At 68.1% G+C, this 17,956-nt stretch carries 12 protein-coding genes and 1 tRNA gene; 9 read left to right on the top strand and 4 right to left on the bottom strand.

The annotated features are described in order from the left end of the window. Nucleotides 1–2 precede the first annotated feature (2 nt). Nucleotides 3–623 (top strand): hypothetical protein, encoded by a 621-nt coding sequence (locus B1A74_RS10985; RefSeq protein WP_024329097.1) that lies wholly within the window; start codon nucleotides 3–5, stop codon nucleotides 621–623. Nucleotides 624–675: 52 nt separating this feature from the next. Here the strand turns inward: B1A74_RS10985 and hemE are convergent, their stop codons facing one another. The 4 genes from hemE to rpsU form a co-directional block, all read right to left on the bottom strand. Beyond that, the gene (hemE, locus tag B1A74_RS10980; RefSeq protein WP_024329098.1) at nucleotides 676–1,737 is read right to left on the bottom strand and encodes a uroporphyrinogen decarboxylase; all 1,062 of its coding nucleotides are present in this window, start codon (nucleotides 1,735–1,737) and stop codon (nucleotides 676–678) included. 7 nt (nucleotides 1,738–1,744) lie between these two features. Further along, nucleotides 1,745–3,154, bottom strand: coding sequence for an FAD-dependent oxidoreductase (locus B1A74_RS10975; protein WP_018946786.1), 1,410 nt, complete (start codon nucleotides 3,152–3,154; stop codon nucleotides 1,745–1,747). Nucleotides 3,155–3,261: 107 nt separating this feature from the next. Continuing rightward, on the bottom strand, nucleotides 3,262–3,711 hold the full coding sequence (locus tag B1A74_RS10970; protein ID WP_018870998.1) for a GatB/YqeY domain-containing protein: 450 nt from the start codon (nucleotides 3,709–3,711) through the stop codon (nucleotides 3,262–3,264). A 68-nt stretch (nucleotides 3,712–3,779) separates the two neighbouring features. Continuing rightward, complete coding sequence (gene rpsU, locus B1A74_RS10965) at nucleotides 3,780–3,995, bottom strand: 30S ribosomal protein S21 (RefSeq protein ID WP_018870999.1); 216 nt, start codon at nucleotides 3,993–3,995, stop codon at nucleotides 3,780–3,782. 200 nt (nucleotides 3,996–4,195) lie between these two features. Between rpsU and aroB the strand changes: the two genes are divergently transcribed. The 8 genes from aroB to B1A74_RS10925 all read left to right on the top strand — a co-directional run bounded on the left by aroB (nucleotide 4,196) and on the right by B1A74_RS10925 (nucleotide 17,949). After that, nucleotides 4,196–5,293, top strand: a complete 1,098-nt coding sequence (aroB, locus tag B1A74_RS10960) for a 3-dehydroquinate synthase (protein ID WP_077244670.1) — start codon at nucleotides 4,196–4,198, stop codon at nucleotides 5,291–5,293. Further along, nucleotides 5,283–6,470, top strand: coding sequence for a deoxyguanosinetriphosphate triphosphohydrolase (locus B1A74_RS10955; protein WP_077244669.1), 1,188 nt, complete (start codon nucleotides 5,283–5,285; stop codon nucleotides 6,468–6,470). The genes aroB and B1A74_RS10955 overlap by 11 nt, the downstream gene beginning before the upstream one ends. 5 nt (nucleotides 6,471–6,475) lie before the next feature. Next, nucleotides 6,476–8,251, top strand: a complete 1,776-nt coding sequence (locus tag B1A74_RS10950) for an SPOR domain-containing protein (protein WP_077244668.1) — start codon at nucleotides 6,476–6,478, stop codon at nucleotides 8,249–8,251. Between the two features lie 138 nt (nucleotides 8,252–8,389). Then, nucleotides 8,390–12,850 carry a glutamate synthase large subunit gene (gene gltB, locus B1A74_RS10945; RefSeq protein ID WP_077244667.1) on the top strand — a complete coding sequence of 1,487 codons (4,461 nt, stop codon included), beginning with the start codon at nucleotides 8,390–8,392 and terminating at the stop codon, nucleotides 12,848–12,850. Between the two features lie 166 nt (nucleotides 12,851–13,016). After that, nucleotides 13,017–13,718 carry a Uma2 family endonuclease gene (locus tag B1A74_RS10940; RefSeq protein ID WP_244269211.1) on the top strand — a complete coding sequence of 234 codons (702 nt, stop codon included), beginning with the start codon at nucleotides 13,017–13,019 and terminating at the stop codon, nucleotides 13,716–13,718. A gap of 137 nt (nucleotides 13,719–13,855) precedes the next feature. Next, nucleotides 13,856–15,679, top strand: a complete 1,824-nt coding sequence (gene dnaG / locus B1A74_RS10935) for a DNA primase (protein WP_024329105.1) — start codon at nucleotides 13,856–13,858, stop codon at nucleotides 15,677–15,679. 188 nt (nucleotides 15,680–15,867) lie between these two features. Beyond that, nucleotides 15,868–17,751, top strand: a complete 1,884-nt coding sequence (gene rpoD, locus B1A74_RS10930; protein ID WP_018946780.1) for an RNA polymerase sigma factor RpoD — start codon at nucleotides 15,868–15,870, stop codon at nucleotides 17,749–17,751. A gap of 121 nt (nucleotides 17,752–17,872) precedes the next feature. Next, nucleotides 17,873–17,949, top strand: a tRNA-Ile gene (locus B1A74_RS10925). The last annotated feature ends 7 nt before the right edge of the window (nucleotides 17,950–17,956 follow it).

The raw sequence follows: 17,956 nt of genomic DNA, 5'->3' as shown, positions 1-17,956 counted from the left end.
CGATGAGCAGCAACGGCTCCCGACTGCGTCATGAACTCGCCCAGGAAGCCGGGCGAATCCTGCTCGACGAGGGCATCCGCGATTTCGGCCTGGCCAAGCGCAAGGCCGCGGAACACCTGGGTGTGGACGCACGCCACGACATGCCGGCCAACATCGAAATCCAGGATGCCGCACTGGAACGCAGCCGGCTGTTCGCGACCGACGAGAGCCGCCAGGCGTATCGCGACCGCCTTGCGGCGGCACTGCAGGTGATGCAGCGCCTGTCGCATCTGGAGCCGCGCCTGGTCGGACCGCTGCTCACGGGGATGATCGAACGCTTCCCGGTGATCAATCTGCACGGATTCGCCGAGACCGTGGAAGAGGTGCTGATCGACCTGGCCGACCGCGGTATCCACTGCGAAACCGGCGAGCGCCGCTACCGCAGCCGGCAGGGCCGCGAGCAGCGCGTGCCCTTCATCGCCTTCCGCGGGCCGGACGACACCGAGGTCGAACTGACGATCTTTCCGCTGGACGGGATCCGCCAGGCGCCACCCTCGCCGGTGGACGGCAAACCCATGGCCCGGGCCGGGGCCGGAGAAGTGGAACGCCTCCTGACGGAGGGTCGCGAGGCGGAACGCCTCTGATGCGCCCGCACCCCCCCCGGAGCGGGAGGGGTGATTCGGTGCCGTTCCCGGCTCAGTCGGCGCGGCGGTAATTGACCACCGTGTCGACCATCGCCGCCACACGATCCGGATCGATCGCCGGGTGCACGCCGTGCCCGAGATTGAAGACATGGCCGGTGTCGCGACCGAAGCCGTCAAGAACACGCCGGGTCTCCTCGCGCACCACGGCTTCCGGGGCATACAGCACGGAGGGATCGAGATTGCCCTGCAGGGCGACACGGTCGCCGACGCGCTGCGCGGCCTCGCCGATCTCGATCGTCCAGTCCAGGCCCAGGCCATCCGCGCCGGTGTCGGCCTGCGCCTCCAGCCAGGCCCCGCCGCCCTTGGTGAACAGGGTCACCGGGACGCGACGGCCTTCGTTCTCGCGGATCAGGCCGTCGACGATGCGCTGCATGTACGCCAGCGAAAATTCGCGGTAGCTGCGCGGTGTCAGCGCACCTCCCCAGGTATCGAAGACCATGACCGCCTGAGCCCCGGCGCGGATCTGCGCATTCAGGTACTCGGTGACCGCGTCGGCCACCTTCTGCAGCAACGCATGCATGGCCTGCGGATCGCCATACAGCAGGCGCTTGGTCTCGGCGAAATCGCGCGAGCTGCCACCTTCCACCATGTAGGTGGCGAGGGTCCACGGGCTGCCGGCGAAGCCGATCAGCGGTACCTGGCCGTTGAGTTCGCGCCGAATCAGACGCACCGCATCGGTCACATAGCCCAGCGAATCCTCCGGGTCGGGGACCGGCAGCCGCTCGATGGCTTCCGGGCTGCGCACCGGATCGCGGAATTTCGGTCCCTCGCCGGTCTCGAAGTACAGACCCAGCCCCATGGCATCGGGGATGGTGAGGATGTCCGAAAACAGGATGGCGGCATCCAGCGGAAAACGGCGGAGTGGCTGCATGGTGACTTCGCAGGCCAGCTCCGGATTCTGGCAGAGGCTCATGAAGCTGCCGGCCTGCGCCCGCGTCTCGCGGTACTCGGGCAGATAGCGACCGGCCTGACGCATGATCCAGACGGGCGGGCGATCCACCGGTTCGCGGGCCAGTGCCCGCAGGAGGCGGTCGTTTTCAAGTTCCTGGGCCATGCAGTCCTCAGACGCCGAGGTATTCAAGAATGCCTTCGGCGGCCTGGCGGCCCTCGAAGACGGCGGTGACCACCAGGTCGGAGCCGCGGACCATGTCGCCGCCGGCAAAGACCTTCTCGTTGGCGGTCTGGAAGGCGTGCCGGCCGGATTCCGGCGCACGGACGCGGCCGCCCTCGTCGATGTCGATGCCGTGTTCGCCGAACCAGTCGGATGGTGACGGGCGGAAGCCGAAAGCCACCAGCACGCGGTCGGCGGGAATCACGTACTCGGAACCCGGCACCGGCTCGGGACGCCGCCGGCCACGCTCGTCCGGTGCACCCATCCGGGTGCGCACGACCTTCACGCCCTCGACCTTGTCGTCGCCCACGATCTCGAGCGGCTGCACGTTGAACTCGAACTGCACGCCCTCCTCGCGCGCATGGACGACCTCCTTGCGCGAGCCCGGCATGTTCTCTTCGTCACGGCGGTAGGCACAGGTCACCGAGGTGGCGCCCTGGCGAATGGAGGTGCGGTTGCAGTCCATTGCGGTGTCGCCGCCGCCGAGGACCACGACCCGCTGCCCGGCCATGTCGACGAAACCGTTCTCGTCGTGCTCCCAGCCCATCACTTCGCGGATGTTGGACACCAGGAACGGCAGGGCCGGATAGACCCCGGGCAGATCCTCACCGGGGAAACCGCCCTGCATCGCGTTGTAGGTCCCCATGCCGAGGAAGACCGCGTCGTATTCGTCCAGCAGCGCCTGGAACTCCACGTCGCGGCCGATCTCGGTATTCAGGCGAAATTCCACGCCCATTCCCTCGAGCAGTTCCCGACGGGTGCGGATCACGTTCTTTTCCAGCTTGAACGGGGGGATCCCGAAGGTCAGCAACCCGCCGATCTCGGGGTAACGGTCATAGACCACCGCCTCGACACCGTTGCGCGCGAGGATGTCGGCACAACCGAGACCGGCCGGCCCGGCGCCGATCACCGCGACCCGCTTGCCGGTCGGCACCACATCCGACAGATCGGGCCGCCAGCCGGCCTTCAGCGCCTCGTCGGTGATGTATTTCTCCACCGAACCGATGGTGACCGCGCCGAAACCGTCATTCAGGGTGCAGGCACCCTCGCACAGGCGGTCCTGCGGACATACCCGGCCACAGACCTCCGGCAGGGAATTGGTCTTGTGCGACATCTCGGCCGCAGCAAACAGATTGCCTTCCTCGACCAGCTTCAGCCAGTTGGGGATGAAGTTGTGGACCGGGCACTTCCACTCACAATAGGGATTGCCGCAGGCCAGGCAGCGCCCGGCCTGCTGGCCGGCGGTGGCGGGATCGAACTGGCCGATGATCTCGCCGAACTCGTGGATGCGGATTTCCGCGGGGGTCTTCTGGGGATCCTGGCGCGGGAGGTCCAGGAACTGCATCGGATTGGTCGCCATGGGTCAGTCGCTCCAACGAAACGGGGTCGGGGCCACAACGGCCGGAGGGCCCGGCACCGGCGCGGCAGGTCATACGAGGACTACATTTGACACGGGCCCGTCCGGGGTCAAGATTTCCCCAGTGCTGCGCGGACCTTGCCGCTGACGGCGCCCATGTCGGCACGCCCGAACACCCGCGGCTTGAGTACGCCCATCACCCGGCCCATGTCACCCGGGCCCTCGGCCCCGGTCTCGGCGATGACCTCGGCAATCACCGCATCCAGCGCGGCGTCGTCGAGCGGCTCGGGCATGTAGGCCTCCACCACGGCGATCTCCGCAGCCTCACGGTCGGCGAGATCGTCGCGCCCGCCCTGACGGTACTGTTCGATGGAATCGCGCCGCTGCTTGAGCATGCGGTTGAGGATCGCGAGCACGGCGTCGTCGTCCGCGTCGCGGCGCTCGTCGACTTCGAACTGGGAGATTTCCGCCTGAATCTGACGCAGGATCGCCAGGCGGTCCCGTTCCCGGGCCCGCATGGCCTGTTTCACGTCATCCTGCAACCGGGCCTTCAGCGACATTCGGCATCCCTCCTCGCAAGGATTCATGCGCGAGCCACGGGCCCGGTCGGGCCGGGGCTCCGCGGGGTTCAGTACAACCGCGGCCGACGGGTCATGTCGCGCGAATTCTTCTTCAGCTGCCGCTTCACCGCGGCGGCCGCCTTGCGCTTGCGCTCGGCCGTGGGCTTCTCGTAGTACTCGCGGCGGCGGACTTCGGCCACCACGCCGGCCTTTTCACAGGTGCGCTTGAAACGGCGCAGGGCAACCTCGAAGGGTTCGTTTTCGCGGACTCGAACGTGCGGCATACAATCTCCGGTTACAGCATTGGTTTCGACGAAACGGTGTACGTTAAGCCATGGCCGGCACACACGCCCGCCATGCAGAACGGAGCATGATAATCCAGGACAGCCCCTTTGGAAAAGCCCGTGACTCGGGAAACGCTGATCAATGTGCACGTTCGCGAGCCTGACTTACGAGCACGCGACGTGCACGCTATGATGACTCCATGGAAATCTTGAACGTCGAACTGGGCGAACGCAGCTACCCGATCCACATCGGCCCCGGCGAGGCCGCGCGGGCCGAATGTTTCACTCCGGTGCTGGAGGGACGGCGTGTCGCGGTCGTCACCAACAGTACCGTGGGGCCACTGTATGGCGAGCGCCTGCGCGCCAGCCTGGCCGCGGCCGGTGTGCGCGACGAGCCCCTGTGGATCGAGCTGCCAGACGGCGAATCGCACAAGAGCCTGGCGACGGTCGAACAGATCCTGACCCGGCTGCTGGAGGCCCGCTTCGACCGCGGCAGCCGCATCGTCGCGCTGGGGGGTGGCGTGGTGGGCGACATCGCCGGTTTCGCCGCCGCGATCTACCAGCGAGGCATCCACTTCGTTCAGGTCCCGACCACCCTGCTGGCGCAGGTCGACTCCTCCGTGGGCGGCAAGACCGGGGTCAACCACCCGCTGGGCAAGAACATGATCGGGTCCTTCCACCAGCCGCGCGCGGTGGTCATCGACACCGACAGCCTGCAGAGCCTGCCGACGCGCGAGCTGCGCGCCGGTCTCGCCGAAGTCATCAAGTACGGCCTGATGCAGGACGCGGATTTCTTCGCCTGGCTGGAAGAACACCTCGACCGCCTGCTCGCCCTGGAACCCGAGGCGCTGGCCCACGCCATCCGCCGCTCCTGTGCCTGCAAGGCCGAAGTAGTCGCCGCGGACGAACGCGAATCCGGCCGCCGCGCCCTGCTCAACCTCGGCCACACTTTCGGCCACGCCATTGAAACCGGCATGGGCTATGGCGCCTGGCTGCACGGCGAGGCGGTAGGCACCGGCATGGCCATGGCCGCCCGGATGTCCGCGCGCATGGGCTGGCTGGCCCCGGCCGACGCCGCGCGCGCCGAGGCCTTGATCCACCGCGCCGGCCTCGACACCTACCCGCCGGCGGAACTGGATGCCGCCCGCTTCCGCGAACTGATGGGGATCGACAAGAAGGTCAGCGAAGGGCGCCTGCGGCTGGTGCTGCTGCGCGGGCTGGGCGCCGCCGAACTGACCGCCGACTTCGACGACAACGCCCTGCAACACACCCTCGACGAGACCGCCCGTGCCGCCTGACACCGCCTCGATCGCCCGTACCCCCAACGGCGTCGGCCTCGCCCCGTGGGCGGCCGACCCGGAGCGGACACGCGGCCGCCGGTACCCGGAAGACGCCCCGCGCCACCGCAGCGAGTTCCAGCGTGATCGCGACCGCATCGTGCATTCCAGCGCGTTTCGCCGCCTGGAGTACAAGACCCAGGTATTCATCAGCCACGAGGGCGACCTGTTCCGCAACCGCCTCACGCATTCGCTGGAGGTCGCGCAGATCGGGCGTTCCGTCGCCCGCGCCCTGGGCCTCAACGAAGACCTCACCGAGGCGGTCGCGCTGGCCCATGACCTGGGCCACACCCCGTTCGGCCACACCGGGCAGCACGCCCTGAACGACTGCATGCGCGAACATGGCGGCTTTGAACACAACCTGCAGTCGCTGCGGATCGTGGACCACCTCGAGGCGCATTACGCCGACTTCGACGGCCTCAACCTGACCTTCGAGACCCGCGAGGGCATCCTCAAGCACTGCTCGCCGGAAGACGCCCGCATCCTGGGCGAGGTGGGCGTGCGCTTTCTGCAGCGCGGCCAGCCATCGCTGGAGGCCCAGCTGGCCAACGTCGCCGACGAGATCGCCTACAACAATCACGATGTCGACGACGGCCTGCGCGCCGGCCTGCTGCAGCTGGACCAGCTGATGGAAGTCCCGCTGTTCCGCGACTGCCTCGACGCGGTGCGCGCGCGCTACCCGAGGCTGGAGGCCCGCCGCGTACAGCACGAAACCGTGCGGCGCATGATCGACACCCTGGTCCAGGACCTGGTCACCACCAGCCGCCACGCGATCGAGAGCAGCAGCCCGGACTCGATCGACGCCGTGCGCGCGGAGAGCGGCCCGCTGATCCGCTTCAGCCCGGAGATGGCCGAGCGCAACCGCACGCTCAAGACCTTCCTGCGGGAAAACCTCTACCGGCATCACCAGGTCCATGGCGTAATGCACAAGGCGCGCCAGATCATCCTTGACCTGTTCGCCGCCTTCGACCGCGACCCGCGCCTGATGCCGGAGCACTACCAGCGCCACGCCCGCGCCCTGAGCGAGGATGATCCGCACGGACAACAACGCGCCATCGCCGACTACATCGCCGGCATGACCGACCGTCACGCCATCCGCGAACATCACCGCCTGTTCGACCTCGGCACCCTGACCTGACCGCCATGGCACTCCGCGACCAATGCCTGGAACAGCTGGGCCTGCGCACCGACCCGTTCGCGGAGGTGCCCGACGCGGACTTCCTGTACACCGATCCGCTGCTGGACGGTGTCCTGGAATCCGCACGACAGGCTCTGGAGCACCCCGGTGCCGTGGTTCTGCTGACCGGCGACAACGGCTCCGGCCGCAGCCTGCAGCTGATGCGCCTGCTCGGCATGCTGCCCGAGGGCTACGAACTCATCGCCTTCAAGGCACGCATCAACACCCATTTCGAGTCGGTAGACCTGACCATCCGCAACTACCTGCGCTCGCAGAACGCGGATGACCCCGATCGCTCGCTGACCGAACTGCTCGCCCAGCGGGTGGTCGACGGATTCGTACCGGTGATCGCGATGGACGACGCCCACCTGGTGGGCACCGACATCGTCAACAACCTGCTGCGCATGCGCTCGGAGATCCTCGAGCAGCATGGTCGCGCACCGCGCATCGTCCTGGTCGGCGGCGCGGGACTCCTGCGCCGCCGCCTGTACCTGCCGGACCCGGGAGACGAGGACCAGCTGACCCGCCTGAGCCTGCGCGCGTTCAACCTCGAACAGACCGCCGCCTACCTGCGTCATCGCCTGCTGGCCGCCGGCGCCGAAGACCCGGATGCACTACTCCCGCGCGAGGCCGTGCAGCGCCTGCAGACCGACAGCCAGGGGCTCGCGGGCGCCCTCAACCGCGAGGCGCGGATCCTGCTGGAAGCGAAATGTCGCCCGACACCGGGCACGACTGCGCCCCCCGCGGCCGCGTCCGCCGGCCAGGCAGCCACCGCCGATGCCGGGGATGCGCGGGATGCTGCGGAATCCGCGTCGCCATCCGGAGCGGCGCCGTCCGGCACCCGCCCCGAGGAGCAGGCCGGTGCTCCATCCGGAGCCGAACCCGCCCCCGGAGAAAGCCTCCGCGCGAGCCGCGACGGCGACGATTTCACTCCGGCCGCATTCGCCCTGCGCGGCGAGCGCGACGCCTCGGACGCCGACGCGGAAACGACAGCGGAGGAGCCGGCTCTCGCACCGGCCGAAGCACAACCGTTCTGGAACCAGCGCTGGTTCGTTCCCGCCGTAGCCGCCACCGTGGCCTTCGGGATCGCCGCGCCGCTGCTCTGGCAACTGCTGACCGGCTCGCCCGAGCATGCCCCGGAACACGAGGAACGGGTGGAACTGCCCCTGCCGGAACGCCCGGACGAGCGGGAAGCGGCCCCGGATCCGCCCCTCGAAGCGGAAGAGCCGTCACCGGAGATCGCTCGGCTGGAACCGGAGCCCATCCTGCCCCCGCCAGCCACCGACGAACCGGCGGAGACACCGGAAGAGCCGGGCCCGCCCCCCGAAGCCGAGCCGGAGCCCGAACCGGAGCCGGAGCCGGAACCCGAGCCGGAGCCGGAGCCGGAGCCGGAGCCGGCCGATCAGACCACTGAAGCCCTGGCCGACGCCGAGGGCGACGACGAGCGCCTGCAAGGCGACCTGGAATGGCTCGAGGGTCAGGATGCCTCGCGCATGACCATCCAGCTGGTGGCCGCGCCGGACATGGACACCGCGCGCGAATATGCCGAGCGCCACAACCTCGGTGGCATCCGCTACATCCCCACCCGGACGGGCGGGACCGACTACGTCGTGATCCTCGCCGGCGCCTTCCCCGACCGGGGCGCTGCGGAACAGGCGGCTGCCGAGCTGCCGGACAGCGCGCGGGACGCCGGCACCTGGATTCGCTCCATCGGTTCGGTCCAGGAGGCGGCCCGCCGCTGACCCCCCCCGGGCAAGGCTGTCCACTCCACCTGCGCGTGTAATTGCACCCTCCGGTTTGCCGGAACACGATCATTCCGGTATATTCCTGCGCCCCTTTTTCCAGCCTGGTGCATACGCACCACGACCGGAGGCCTATCGATGCAGCAGACCCGACTGACCGGCACCCTCCATCGCCCCGAATTCGAACGCGACAATTGCGGATTCGGCCTCATCGCACACATGGACGGGCAGGCCAGTCACTGGGTACTGGAAACTGCAATACGGGCTCTCGAACGGCTGACACATCGCGGCGCGATCGCCGCCGACGGCAAGACCGGCGACGGCTGCGGCCTGCTGATGCGGACCCCCGAACCGTTCCTGCGCCAGATCGCGGATGAAGCGGGCATCGCGCTGGCGGAACGCTTCGCCGCCGGCCTGGTGTTCATCAACCCCGAGGCGATCGCCGAGACCCGCGCCGCGGTGGAAGACGCCCTCGACCGCGGCGGCCTGACCCTGGCCGGATGGCGCGAAGTCCCGGTCGACCCCGACGCCTGCGGGGCGGAAGCCCTGCGCACCCAGCCGCACGTCCTCCAGCTGTTCGTCAACGCCCCGGCGGAGATGGACGGCGACGCCTTCGAACGCGCCCTGTACGTCGCGCGGCGGCGCGCGGAGATGGCGATGGCTTCGGACCCGGTGTTCTACGTGCCGAGCCTGTCGGCGCGGGTACTGTCGTACAAGGGTCTGGTGATGCCGGCCAACCTGCCGGTGTTCTACCCCGACCTGCAGCGCCCGGAGCTGGAAACCGCGATCTGCGTGTTCCACCAGCGCTTCTCCACCAACACCTGGCCGCAGTGGGGCCTGGCTCAGCCGTTCCGTTTCCTCGCGCACAACGGCGAGATCAACACCGTGCAGGGCAACCGCAACTGGGCGGTCGCGCGCCAGCACAAGTTCGCCAACGAACTGCTTCCCGAACTGTCCGATCTGGAACCGCTGGTCAATCTGGAAGGTTCCGATTCGCAAAGCCTCGACAACATGCTCGAGGTCCTGCTGGCCGGCGGCATGGACCTATTCCGTGCGATGCGCCTGCTGGTCCCGCCGGCGTGGCAGAACGTCGCGCACATGGACCCGGATCTGCGCGCGTTCTACGAGTACAACTCCATGCACATGGAGCCCTGGGATGGCCCGGCCGGCATCGTGCTGACCGACGGCCGCTACGCCGGCTGCACCCTGGACCGCAACGGCCTGCGCCCGGCGCGCTACGTCATCACGAAGGACCGCCACATCACCCTGGCCTCGGAGATCGGCGTGTACGACTACGCCCCCGAGGACGTGGTCGCCAAGGGCCGCCTGAAGCCCGGGCAGATGCTGGCGGTGGACACCGAAACCGGCGAGCTGCTGCAACCCGAGGACATCGACCAGATCAACCGCAAGCGTCAGCCCTACCGCCAGTGGCTGCGCGCGCAGGTGCATCACCTGAAGAGCCAGCTGGATGACAATCAGCTGTTCTCCGGCGAACCCATGCCGGCGGCGCGTCTGGAGACCTACGAGAAACTGTTCGACGTCACCTTCGAAGAGCGCGACCAGGTCCTGCGCGTGCTGGCCGAGGCCGGCCAGGAGGCCGTCGGCTCGATGGGGGACGACACCCCGTTCGCGGTGCTCTCGCAGCAGACCCGTTCGCTGTACGACTACTTCCGCCAGCAGTTCGCCCAGGTCACCAACCCGGCGATCGATCCGCTGCGCGAGAGCATCGTGATGTCGCTGGAGACCTGCTTCGGCCGCGAGCAGGGGCTGTTCGAGGAAACCCCGGAACACGCCCACCGGCTGGTGGCGGATTCCCCGGTGCTGTCCGAGGTGAAGTTCCGCGAGCTGTGCAATCAGACCGAAGATGCCTTCCGCGTGGAACGGCTGGACCTCAATTACGACCGCCAGAGCCTCGACCTCGAATCGGCGATCAAGCAGCTGACCGAAAATGCGGTCCGGGCCGTGCGCGATGGCGCCGTGATCCTCGTCCTGTCCGACCGCGCGATCGACAGCGAGCGCCGGCCGATCCCCGCGCCGCTGGCGGTAGGCGCGGTGCATCACGCCCTGATCGCCGCGCGCCTGCGTACCGACGCCAACATCGTCATCGAGACCGCCACCGTGCGCGACCCGCACCACTTCGCGGTACTGATCGGCTATGGCGCGACCGCGATCTACCCCTATCTCGCCTACTCCGCGCTGCACGGCATGAGCGAATCCGGGGAGATCCCCGGGGTGGACGCCCTTACCCTGGCGCAGAACTATCGCAAGGGGATCAACAAGGGCCTGTTCAAGATCCTCTCCAAAATGGGCATCTCGACCATCGCCAGTTACCGCGGGGCCCAGCTGTTCGAGATCGTCGGTCTCGCCGACGAGGTCGTGGAGACCTGCTTCAAGGGCACCACCAGTCGCATCCGCGGCACCCGTTTTGCCGATATCGAGGAAGACCTGGACATCCTCGCACAGCGTGCCTGGAATCCGCGCAAGGCGCCCAAGCAGGGCGGGCTGCTGAAGTACATCCACGGCGGGGAATACCACGCCTACAATCCGGACGTGATCCAGACCCTGCACCGCGCGGTGCAGTCCGGTGACTACGGGGTGTACCAGGAATACGCGGCATTGGTGAACGAACGTCCGGTGGCGACCCTGCGCGACCTGCTCAAGCCGCGCGAGGACATCGAGCCGATCGAAGTCGACGAGGTCGAGTCCGAGGCCGACATCCTGCCGCGTTTCGACTCCGCCGGCATGAGCCTGGGCGCGCTGTCGCCGGAGGCCCACGAGGCTCTCGCCACCGCGATGAACCGCCTCGGCGGGCGCTCCAACTCCGGCGAGGGCGGCGAGGCCGTCTCCCGCTACGGCACCGAGCGCATGTCCAAGATCAAGCAGGTGGCCTCCGGCCGCTTCGGCGTGACCCCGCACTATCTGGTCAACGCCGAGGTGCTGCAGATCAAGGTCGCCCAGGGCGCCAAGCCCGGCGAGGGCGGCCAGCTGCCGGGCCACAAGGTCAACAAGATGATCGCCGAGCTGCGCTACTCGAATCCGGGCGTGGCCCTGATCTCGCCGCCGCCGCATCACGACATCTATTCCATCGAAGACCTGGCGCAGCTGATCTTCGACCTCAAGCAGGTCAACCCGGATGCGCTGGTCTCGGTGAAGCTGGTCTCCGAGGCCGGCGTCGGCACCGTGGCCGCGGGCGTGGCCAAGGCCTATGCCGACCTGATCACCATCTCCGGTTACGACGGCGGCACCGGCGCCAGCCCGCTGACTTCGGTCAAGTACGCCGGCACGCCCTGGGAACTGGGCCTGGCCGAGACCCACGCGACCCTGCGCGGCAACGACCTGCGCGACAAGGTGCGCCTGCAGACCGACGGCGGCCTGAAGACCGGGCTCGACGTGATCAAGGCCGCGATCCTCGGTGCGGAGAGCTTCGGCTTCGGCACCGGGCCGATGGTCGCACTCGGCTGCAAGTACCTGCGCATCTGCCACCTGAACAACTGCGCCACGGGTGTCGCCACGCAGGACAAGGTGCTGCGCATGAACCACTTCATCGGCCTGCCCGAGATGGTCATGCACTACTTCCAGTTCGTCGCCCGCGAGACCCGCGAATGGATGGCGAAACTGGGCGTGCGCAGCCTGACCGACCTGATCGGCCGCACCGACCTGCTCGAAGTCCTGCCGGGCGAAACGCCCCGGCAGCAGCACCTGGCCATCGACCGCCTGCTGGAGACCGGCGACCTCGACGACAAGCCGCGCTTCTGCAAGGAGCCGAAGAACGAGCCGTTCGACAAGGCCGAGCTGGCAGAAAAGATGGTCGCCGACATGCTCGACGCCATCGAAAACAAGGCCGGCGGCGAGCACCATTACAAGTGCAGTAACACCGACCGCTCCATCGGCGCGCGGCTGTCCGGCGAGATTGCCCGGCGCCACGGCAACCAGGGCATGGCCGAAGCCCCGCTGCAGGTACGCCTGCAGGGCACGGCCGGACAGAGCTTCGGCGTCTGGAACGCCGGCGGCCTGCACCTGTACCTGGAAGGCGACGCCAACGACTACGTCGGCAAGGGCATGACCGGCGGCAAGCTGGTGATCCGCCCGCCGGAAGGTTCGGGCTTTGCCAGCCAGGACACCACCATCATGGGCAACACCTGCCTGTACGGCGCGACCGGGGGCAAGCTGTTCGCCGCCGGCCAGGCCGGCGAGCGCTTCGGCGTGCGCAACTCCGGGGCCATCGCGGTGGTGGAAGGCATCGGCGACCACGGCTGCGAATACATGACCGGCGGCGTGATGACCATCCTGGGTGGCACCGGGGTCAACTTCGGCGCCGGAATGACCGGCGGCTTCGCCTTCGTGCTCGACCGGGAAAACGACTTCCCCGACCGCATCAACAACGAGCTGATCGACCTGCACCGCCTCGATACCGAGGAAATGGAGGCCCATCGCAACTATCTCGAGGAACTCATCACCGAGTTCGTGCACGAGACGGACAGCGCCTGGGGCCGCCAGATCCTCGAACAGTTCGACAGCTGGCAGGGCTCCTTCTGGCTGGTGAAGCCCAAGGCCGCCGAACTCAGCGGTCTGCTGGCCAACCTGCGCCAGGCGGCCTGAGCGGGCCCGGCCAACGGACGTTGACCTGTCACGGGCCCCGCAAGGGGCCCGTTCTGTTTGCGGGCGGAGCCGTCACGCCCGGGCGGCATGGTGCGCCACTGGACGCGGCCTGCCCGCAGCGCAATACTGGGAGGCAGTCACGGCATTCGTGGTACGGAGGCAGCCGATGGGAATGGCCAACGCCCGGGCGTTCACGCCGGTGGACGAATACCTGCAGGGAGAGCTGGAGACCGAGATCCGGCACGAATACGTCAACGGCACCGTCTATGCCATGGGCGGGGCCAGCCGCAATCACAACATCGTCACCATGAACCTTGGCACCGCATTGCACGCCGCCCTGCGCGGCGGCCTGTGCCAGACCTTCATGGCCGACATGAAGGTGCATCTGCGCCTGGGTGACGACGAGCTGTTCTACTATCCCGACGTCATGGTCGGCTGCGACCCGGACGACCGTCACCGCTACTATCTCGAGCGCCCGCGGGTGATTGCCGAGGTGACCTCGCCGGCCACCGAACGCCTCGACCGCCGGGAGAAGCTGCTGGCCTATACCCGGCTCGACAGCCTCGCCACCTACCTGATCGTCGAGCAGCAGCGCCCGGCGGTCCAGGCGTTCGNNAGCAGCAGCGCCCGGCGGTCCAGGTCTATCGGCGAAACGCCGGCTGGGCCGCGGAATACCTCGGCGCCGAGGACCGCCTGGAGCTCCCCGAGCTGGAATGGAGCCTGCCCGTGGAGGAGCTCTACACCGGCATCGACCCCGACGCCGTCGCCGAGGACTCCGCCCCGCCATACCGCTGACCCCGCGCCTGATCGGCTGGAGGGCCGGCCTCCCACGGCCCGGGCCCGCCCCCTGTGTGGGTGGGGGGGGTAGGAGCGCAGCCCTCTGCGCGATCCGGCGCTCCGACCGCTATCTCCGGCGGGCCAATGGTCCCTGCGGATGCGGGCGCGGTATCATGCTCGGCCACGCCCCGGCCCCGGGGCGGACTCTCCCGTCCGGCGACGAGGACCATGGCAGGCCGTATCCCGCAGGCATTCATCGACGAGCTGCTCGAGCGCACCGACATCGTGGAGGTGGTGCGCCGGCGCGTCAGCCTCAAGAAGGCCGGCAGCGAATACGCCGCCTGCTGCCCGTTCCACGGCGAAAAGACCCCGTCGTTCTACGTATCCCCGCAGAAGCAGTTCTACCACTGCTTCGGCTGCGGCGTGCACGGCACTGCCATCGGTTTCCTGATGGATTACGAGAACCTCGCCTTTCCCGAGGCGGTGGAACAGCTCGCCGAACAGGCTGGCCTGGAGGTCCCGCGCGAAAACGACGACGGCCCGCGCCAGGACACCACCGGGCCACTGTACGCCGCGCTGGAGGCCGCCGCGGACTACTACGTCCGCCAGCTGCGCGAGACCCCGCGCGCGGTCGACTATCTCAAGAACCGCGGCATCGACGGCGCCACCGCCCGCGATTTCCGCCTCGGCTGGGCGCCGAAATCGGGCCTGCTGCAGACGCTGTCGGAGCGCTTCTCCCCGCAGCAGCTGGTGGATGCCGGCCTCGCCGCGCGCCGCGACAACGGCGACCTGCGCGAACGTTTCCGCGCCCGCATCATGTTTCCCATTCGCGACCGGCGCGGGCGTGTCACCGGCTTTGGCGGGCGCCTGATCGACGACGGCGAGCCCAAGTACCTCAACAGTCCCGAGAGCACGGTCTTCCACAAGGGACAGACCATCTACGGCCTGTTCGAGGCCCGCCGCGCGCAGACCCGGCTGGATCACCTGGTGGTGGTCGAGGGGTACATGGACGTGGTCGCGCTGGCGCGCAGCGGCTACCACCGGGCCGTCGCCTGCATGGGGACGGCTCTGGGACGCAGCCACTTCGACGTACTGTTCCGCCAGGTCGGCCACCTGACCCTGTGCTTCGACGGCGACGCCGCCGGACGCCGCGCCGCTTCGCGCGCGCTGGAACAGGCCCTGCCGGTGATGCAGGGCATGCGCGAAGTCCGTTTCCTGTTCCTGCCCGAGGGCGACGACCCCGACAGCCTGGTGCGCCGCGAGGGCCTTGCCGCCTGGGAACGGCTGCTGGAACAGGCCCTGCCGCTGTCCGAGGCCCTGGTGCGGCTGCTGCGCGAAGAGCACCCCACCGAGACTGCCGAGGGGCGCACGCATTTCGCCCACGCCGCGGTGCGCCGCATCGCCACCGCACGCGATCCGCTGTTCCGCGAACTGCTGTGCGAACGCGTCGCCGAGGAGAGCCACCTCCCGCGCGAGCGCCTGGAGGAACAGCTGCAGACCGAGACGGCCAGCGGCAGCGCCAGCTACGCAGCCGCAGGGGCCGCCGGGCGCGCCACAACCGGCCCTGCGAGCCCTCCCGAAGAAACGCCTTCGCCGTACGGCCCGCCTGTCAGTCGTCCCCGCGGCGAATCCGCGCCTTCGAGCGGGCGCCGCAGCACGACCCTGTGGGCCGCCCTGCTCGCGCGCATCCTGCAGCACCCGGAACTGGACTGGGACACACCCGCCCTGCGCGAGCTGGCGGCCGCCAGCGGCGAGGCTTCCGGCACCCTCGGCCGACTGCTGGAAGCCCTGGGCGAGCAGCCGCGGCCGGATACCGCGCGGCTGCTGGAACGATTCCGCGAACACCCGCGCTTCGAACGCCTGCTGTCGCTGGCCAGCGCCGAGCTGCACGACGGCGAAGACGGGATGACCCGTCAGGTCGCACTGGACGCCGCCGACCAGCTGCTGCGGCGCCACTGCCGCGAACGCATCCGTGAACTCACCGCTTCCGGGAGTCTGGATACGGAACAACGCGACGAACTCGCGCGTCTCACCTCCATCCTGCAGGGCTGAAGGCGAGACCGCGCCGCAGCCGCAGCCGCAGCCCATGGCCCCTTGAAATCCCCGTTCGTGCCCGCATCCACTTGATTGCACGAACCATTTTTCGCGCGCCTCACGGGGCGAGCAATATAAGACACTTCTGCTATAATGCAGGGTTCACTTTTCGAAGCCGAACGACGAACCTCGGAGATCAGATCGCGATGAACCGTGAAGAGCAGCAATCCCAGCTCAAGGAACTCATTGCCAAGGGCAAGGAGCAGGGATACCTCACGTATACCGAGGTGAACGACCACCTGCCCGAAACCATCATCGACTCCGACCAGGTCGAAGACATCATCGCGATGATCAACGACATGGGCATCGAAGTCCACGAGCAGGCCCCGGACGCCGACAGCCTGCTGCTGTCCGACGGCTCGGTGTCCGCCGACGAAGACGCCGAGGACGCGGTCGCCGCGCTGGCCTCCGCCGACAGCGACTTCGGCCGCACCACCGACCCGGTGCGCATGTACATGCGCGAGATGGGTACTGTGGAGCTGCTCACCCGCGAGGGCGAGATCCGCATCGCCAAGCGCATCGAAGAGGGCCTGATGCAGGTCCTGTTCGCGCTGGCCCACCATCCCGGCGCGATCGACAAGCTCATCAAGGATTACGACCAGATCGTCGAGAACGGCAGCCGCCTGACCGACCTGGTGGTGTCCTTCATCGAGCCCGACGGCACCAATGGCGAGGCCGTCGCCCGTGGCCTGGCCGAAGAGGTCGACGTCAAGGAGCAGCCTCAGCCGAAGAAGGAAGAGGCCGCCTCGCCCGAACTGGACGCCATCTCCGAGGCCGTGGACGAAGCCGACGAAGAGGCCGGCGAACCGGTGGACAACGGCCCCGACCCCGAAGAAGCCCGCCAGCGCTTCGAGAAACTGCGCGAACTGCACGCCCGCGCCCACGCCGCCTTCGAGGCCGGCGACATGGAAGCGTATGCCACCGCGCGCGAGGCAACCGCGAAGTACTTCATGGAGTTCAAGCTGGTGCCGCGCGTGGTCGACCAGCTGACCCAGGAACTGCACACGACCATCGACCGGATCCGCAAGCACGAACGCCGGATCATGGACATGGCCGTGAACCAGGCGCATATGCCGCGCAAGACCTTCATCGACGGCTTCCCGCGCAACGAGACCAACCTCAACTGGATCCAGGAAGTCCAGAAGGAAGGCAAGGGCAAGTACGTCAACGCCCTCGGTGATCTCGAGGACGACATCGTGCGCACGCAGAAGAAACTGGCCGAGATCGAGCGCGAGGCCAGCCTCAGCATCTCCGAGATCAAGGAGATCAACCGCCGCATGTCCATCGGCGAGGCCAAGGCCCGCCGCGCCAAGAAAGAAATGGTCGAGGCCAACCTGCGCCTGGTCATCTCCATCGCCAAGAAGTACACCAACCGCGGCCTGCAGTTCCTCGACCTGATCCAGGAAGGCAACATCGGCCTGATGAAGGCGGTGGACAAGTTCGAATACCGCCGCGGCTACAAGTTCTCGACCTACGCCACCTGGTGGATCCGCCAGGCCATCACCCGCTCCATCGCGGACCAGGCCCGGACCATCCGCATCCCGGTGCACATGATCGAGACCATCAACAAGCTCAACCGCGTCTCCCGCCAGATGCTGCAGGAGATGGGCCGCGAGGCCACGCCGGAAGAGCTGGCCGAGCGCATGGAGATGCCCGAGGACAAGATCCGCAAGGTGATGAAGATCTCCAAGGAACCGATCTCCATGGAGACCCCGATCGGCGACGACGAGGACTCCCACCTGGGCGACTTCATCGAAGACGAAAAGGTCGCCTCCCCGACCGAGTCCGCCGCGCAGGAAAGCCTCACCGAGGCCACCCGCGAGATCCTGTCCACGCTGACCCCGCGCGAGGCCAAGGTCCTGCGCATGCGCTTCGGCATCGACATGAACACCGACCACACCCTGGAGGAGGTCGGCAAGCAGTTCGACGTGACCCGCGAGCGCATCCGCCAGATCGAGGCCAAGGCCCTGCGCAAGCTGCGCCACCCGACCCGCGCCGAACTGCTGCGCACCTACATGGACGCCGAATAACCGGTACCTCGCGCCCGTCCCGCAGACGGGCCGTCCCCTCCACGATGCGGCGCCCTGCCCCCTCGGGGTAGAATGGCGCCGCATCCGTTTGCGGCCCCGCTGCGAACCCACCCGAGCACCCGGGCCTGTAGCTCAGTTGGTTAGAGCAGGGGACTCATAATCCCTTGGTCGTCGGTTCGAGTCCGACCGGGCCCACCACTCGCTT

Source organism: Thioalkalivibrio halophilus, from assembly GCF_001995255.1.
Lineage (GTDB): Bacteria > Pseudomonadota > Gammaproteobacteria > Ectothiorhodospirales > Ectothiorhodospiraceae > Thioalkalivibrio > Thioalkalivibrio halophilus.
Note: the sequence above shows the minus strand (reverse complement) of the source record. Positions and strands in the feature narration are given on the sequence as shown.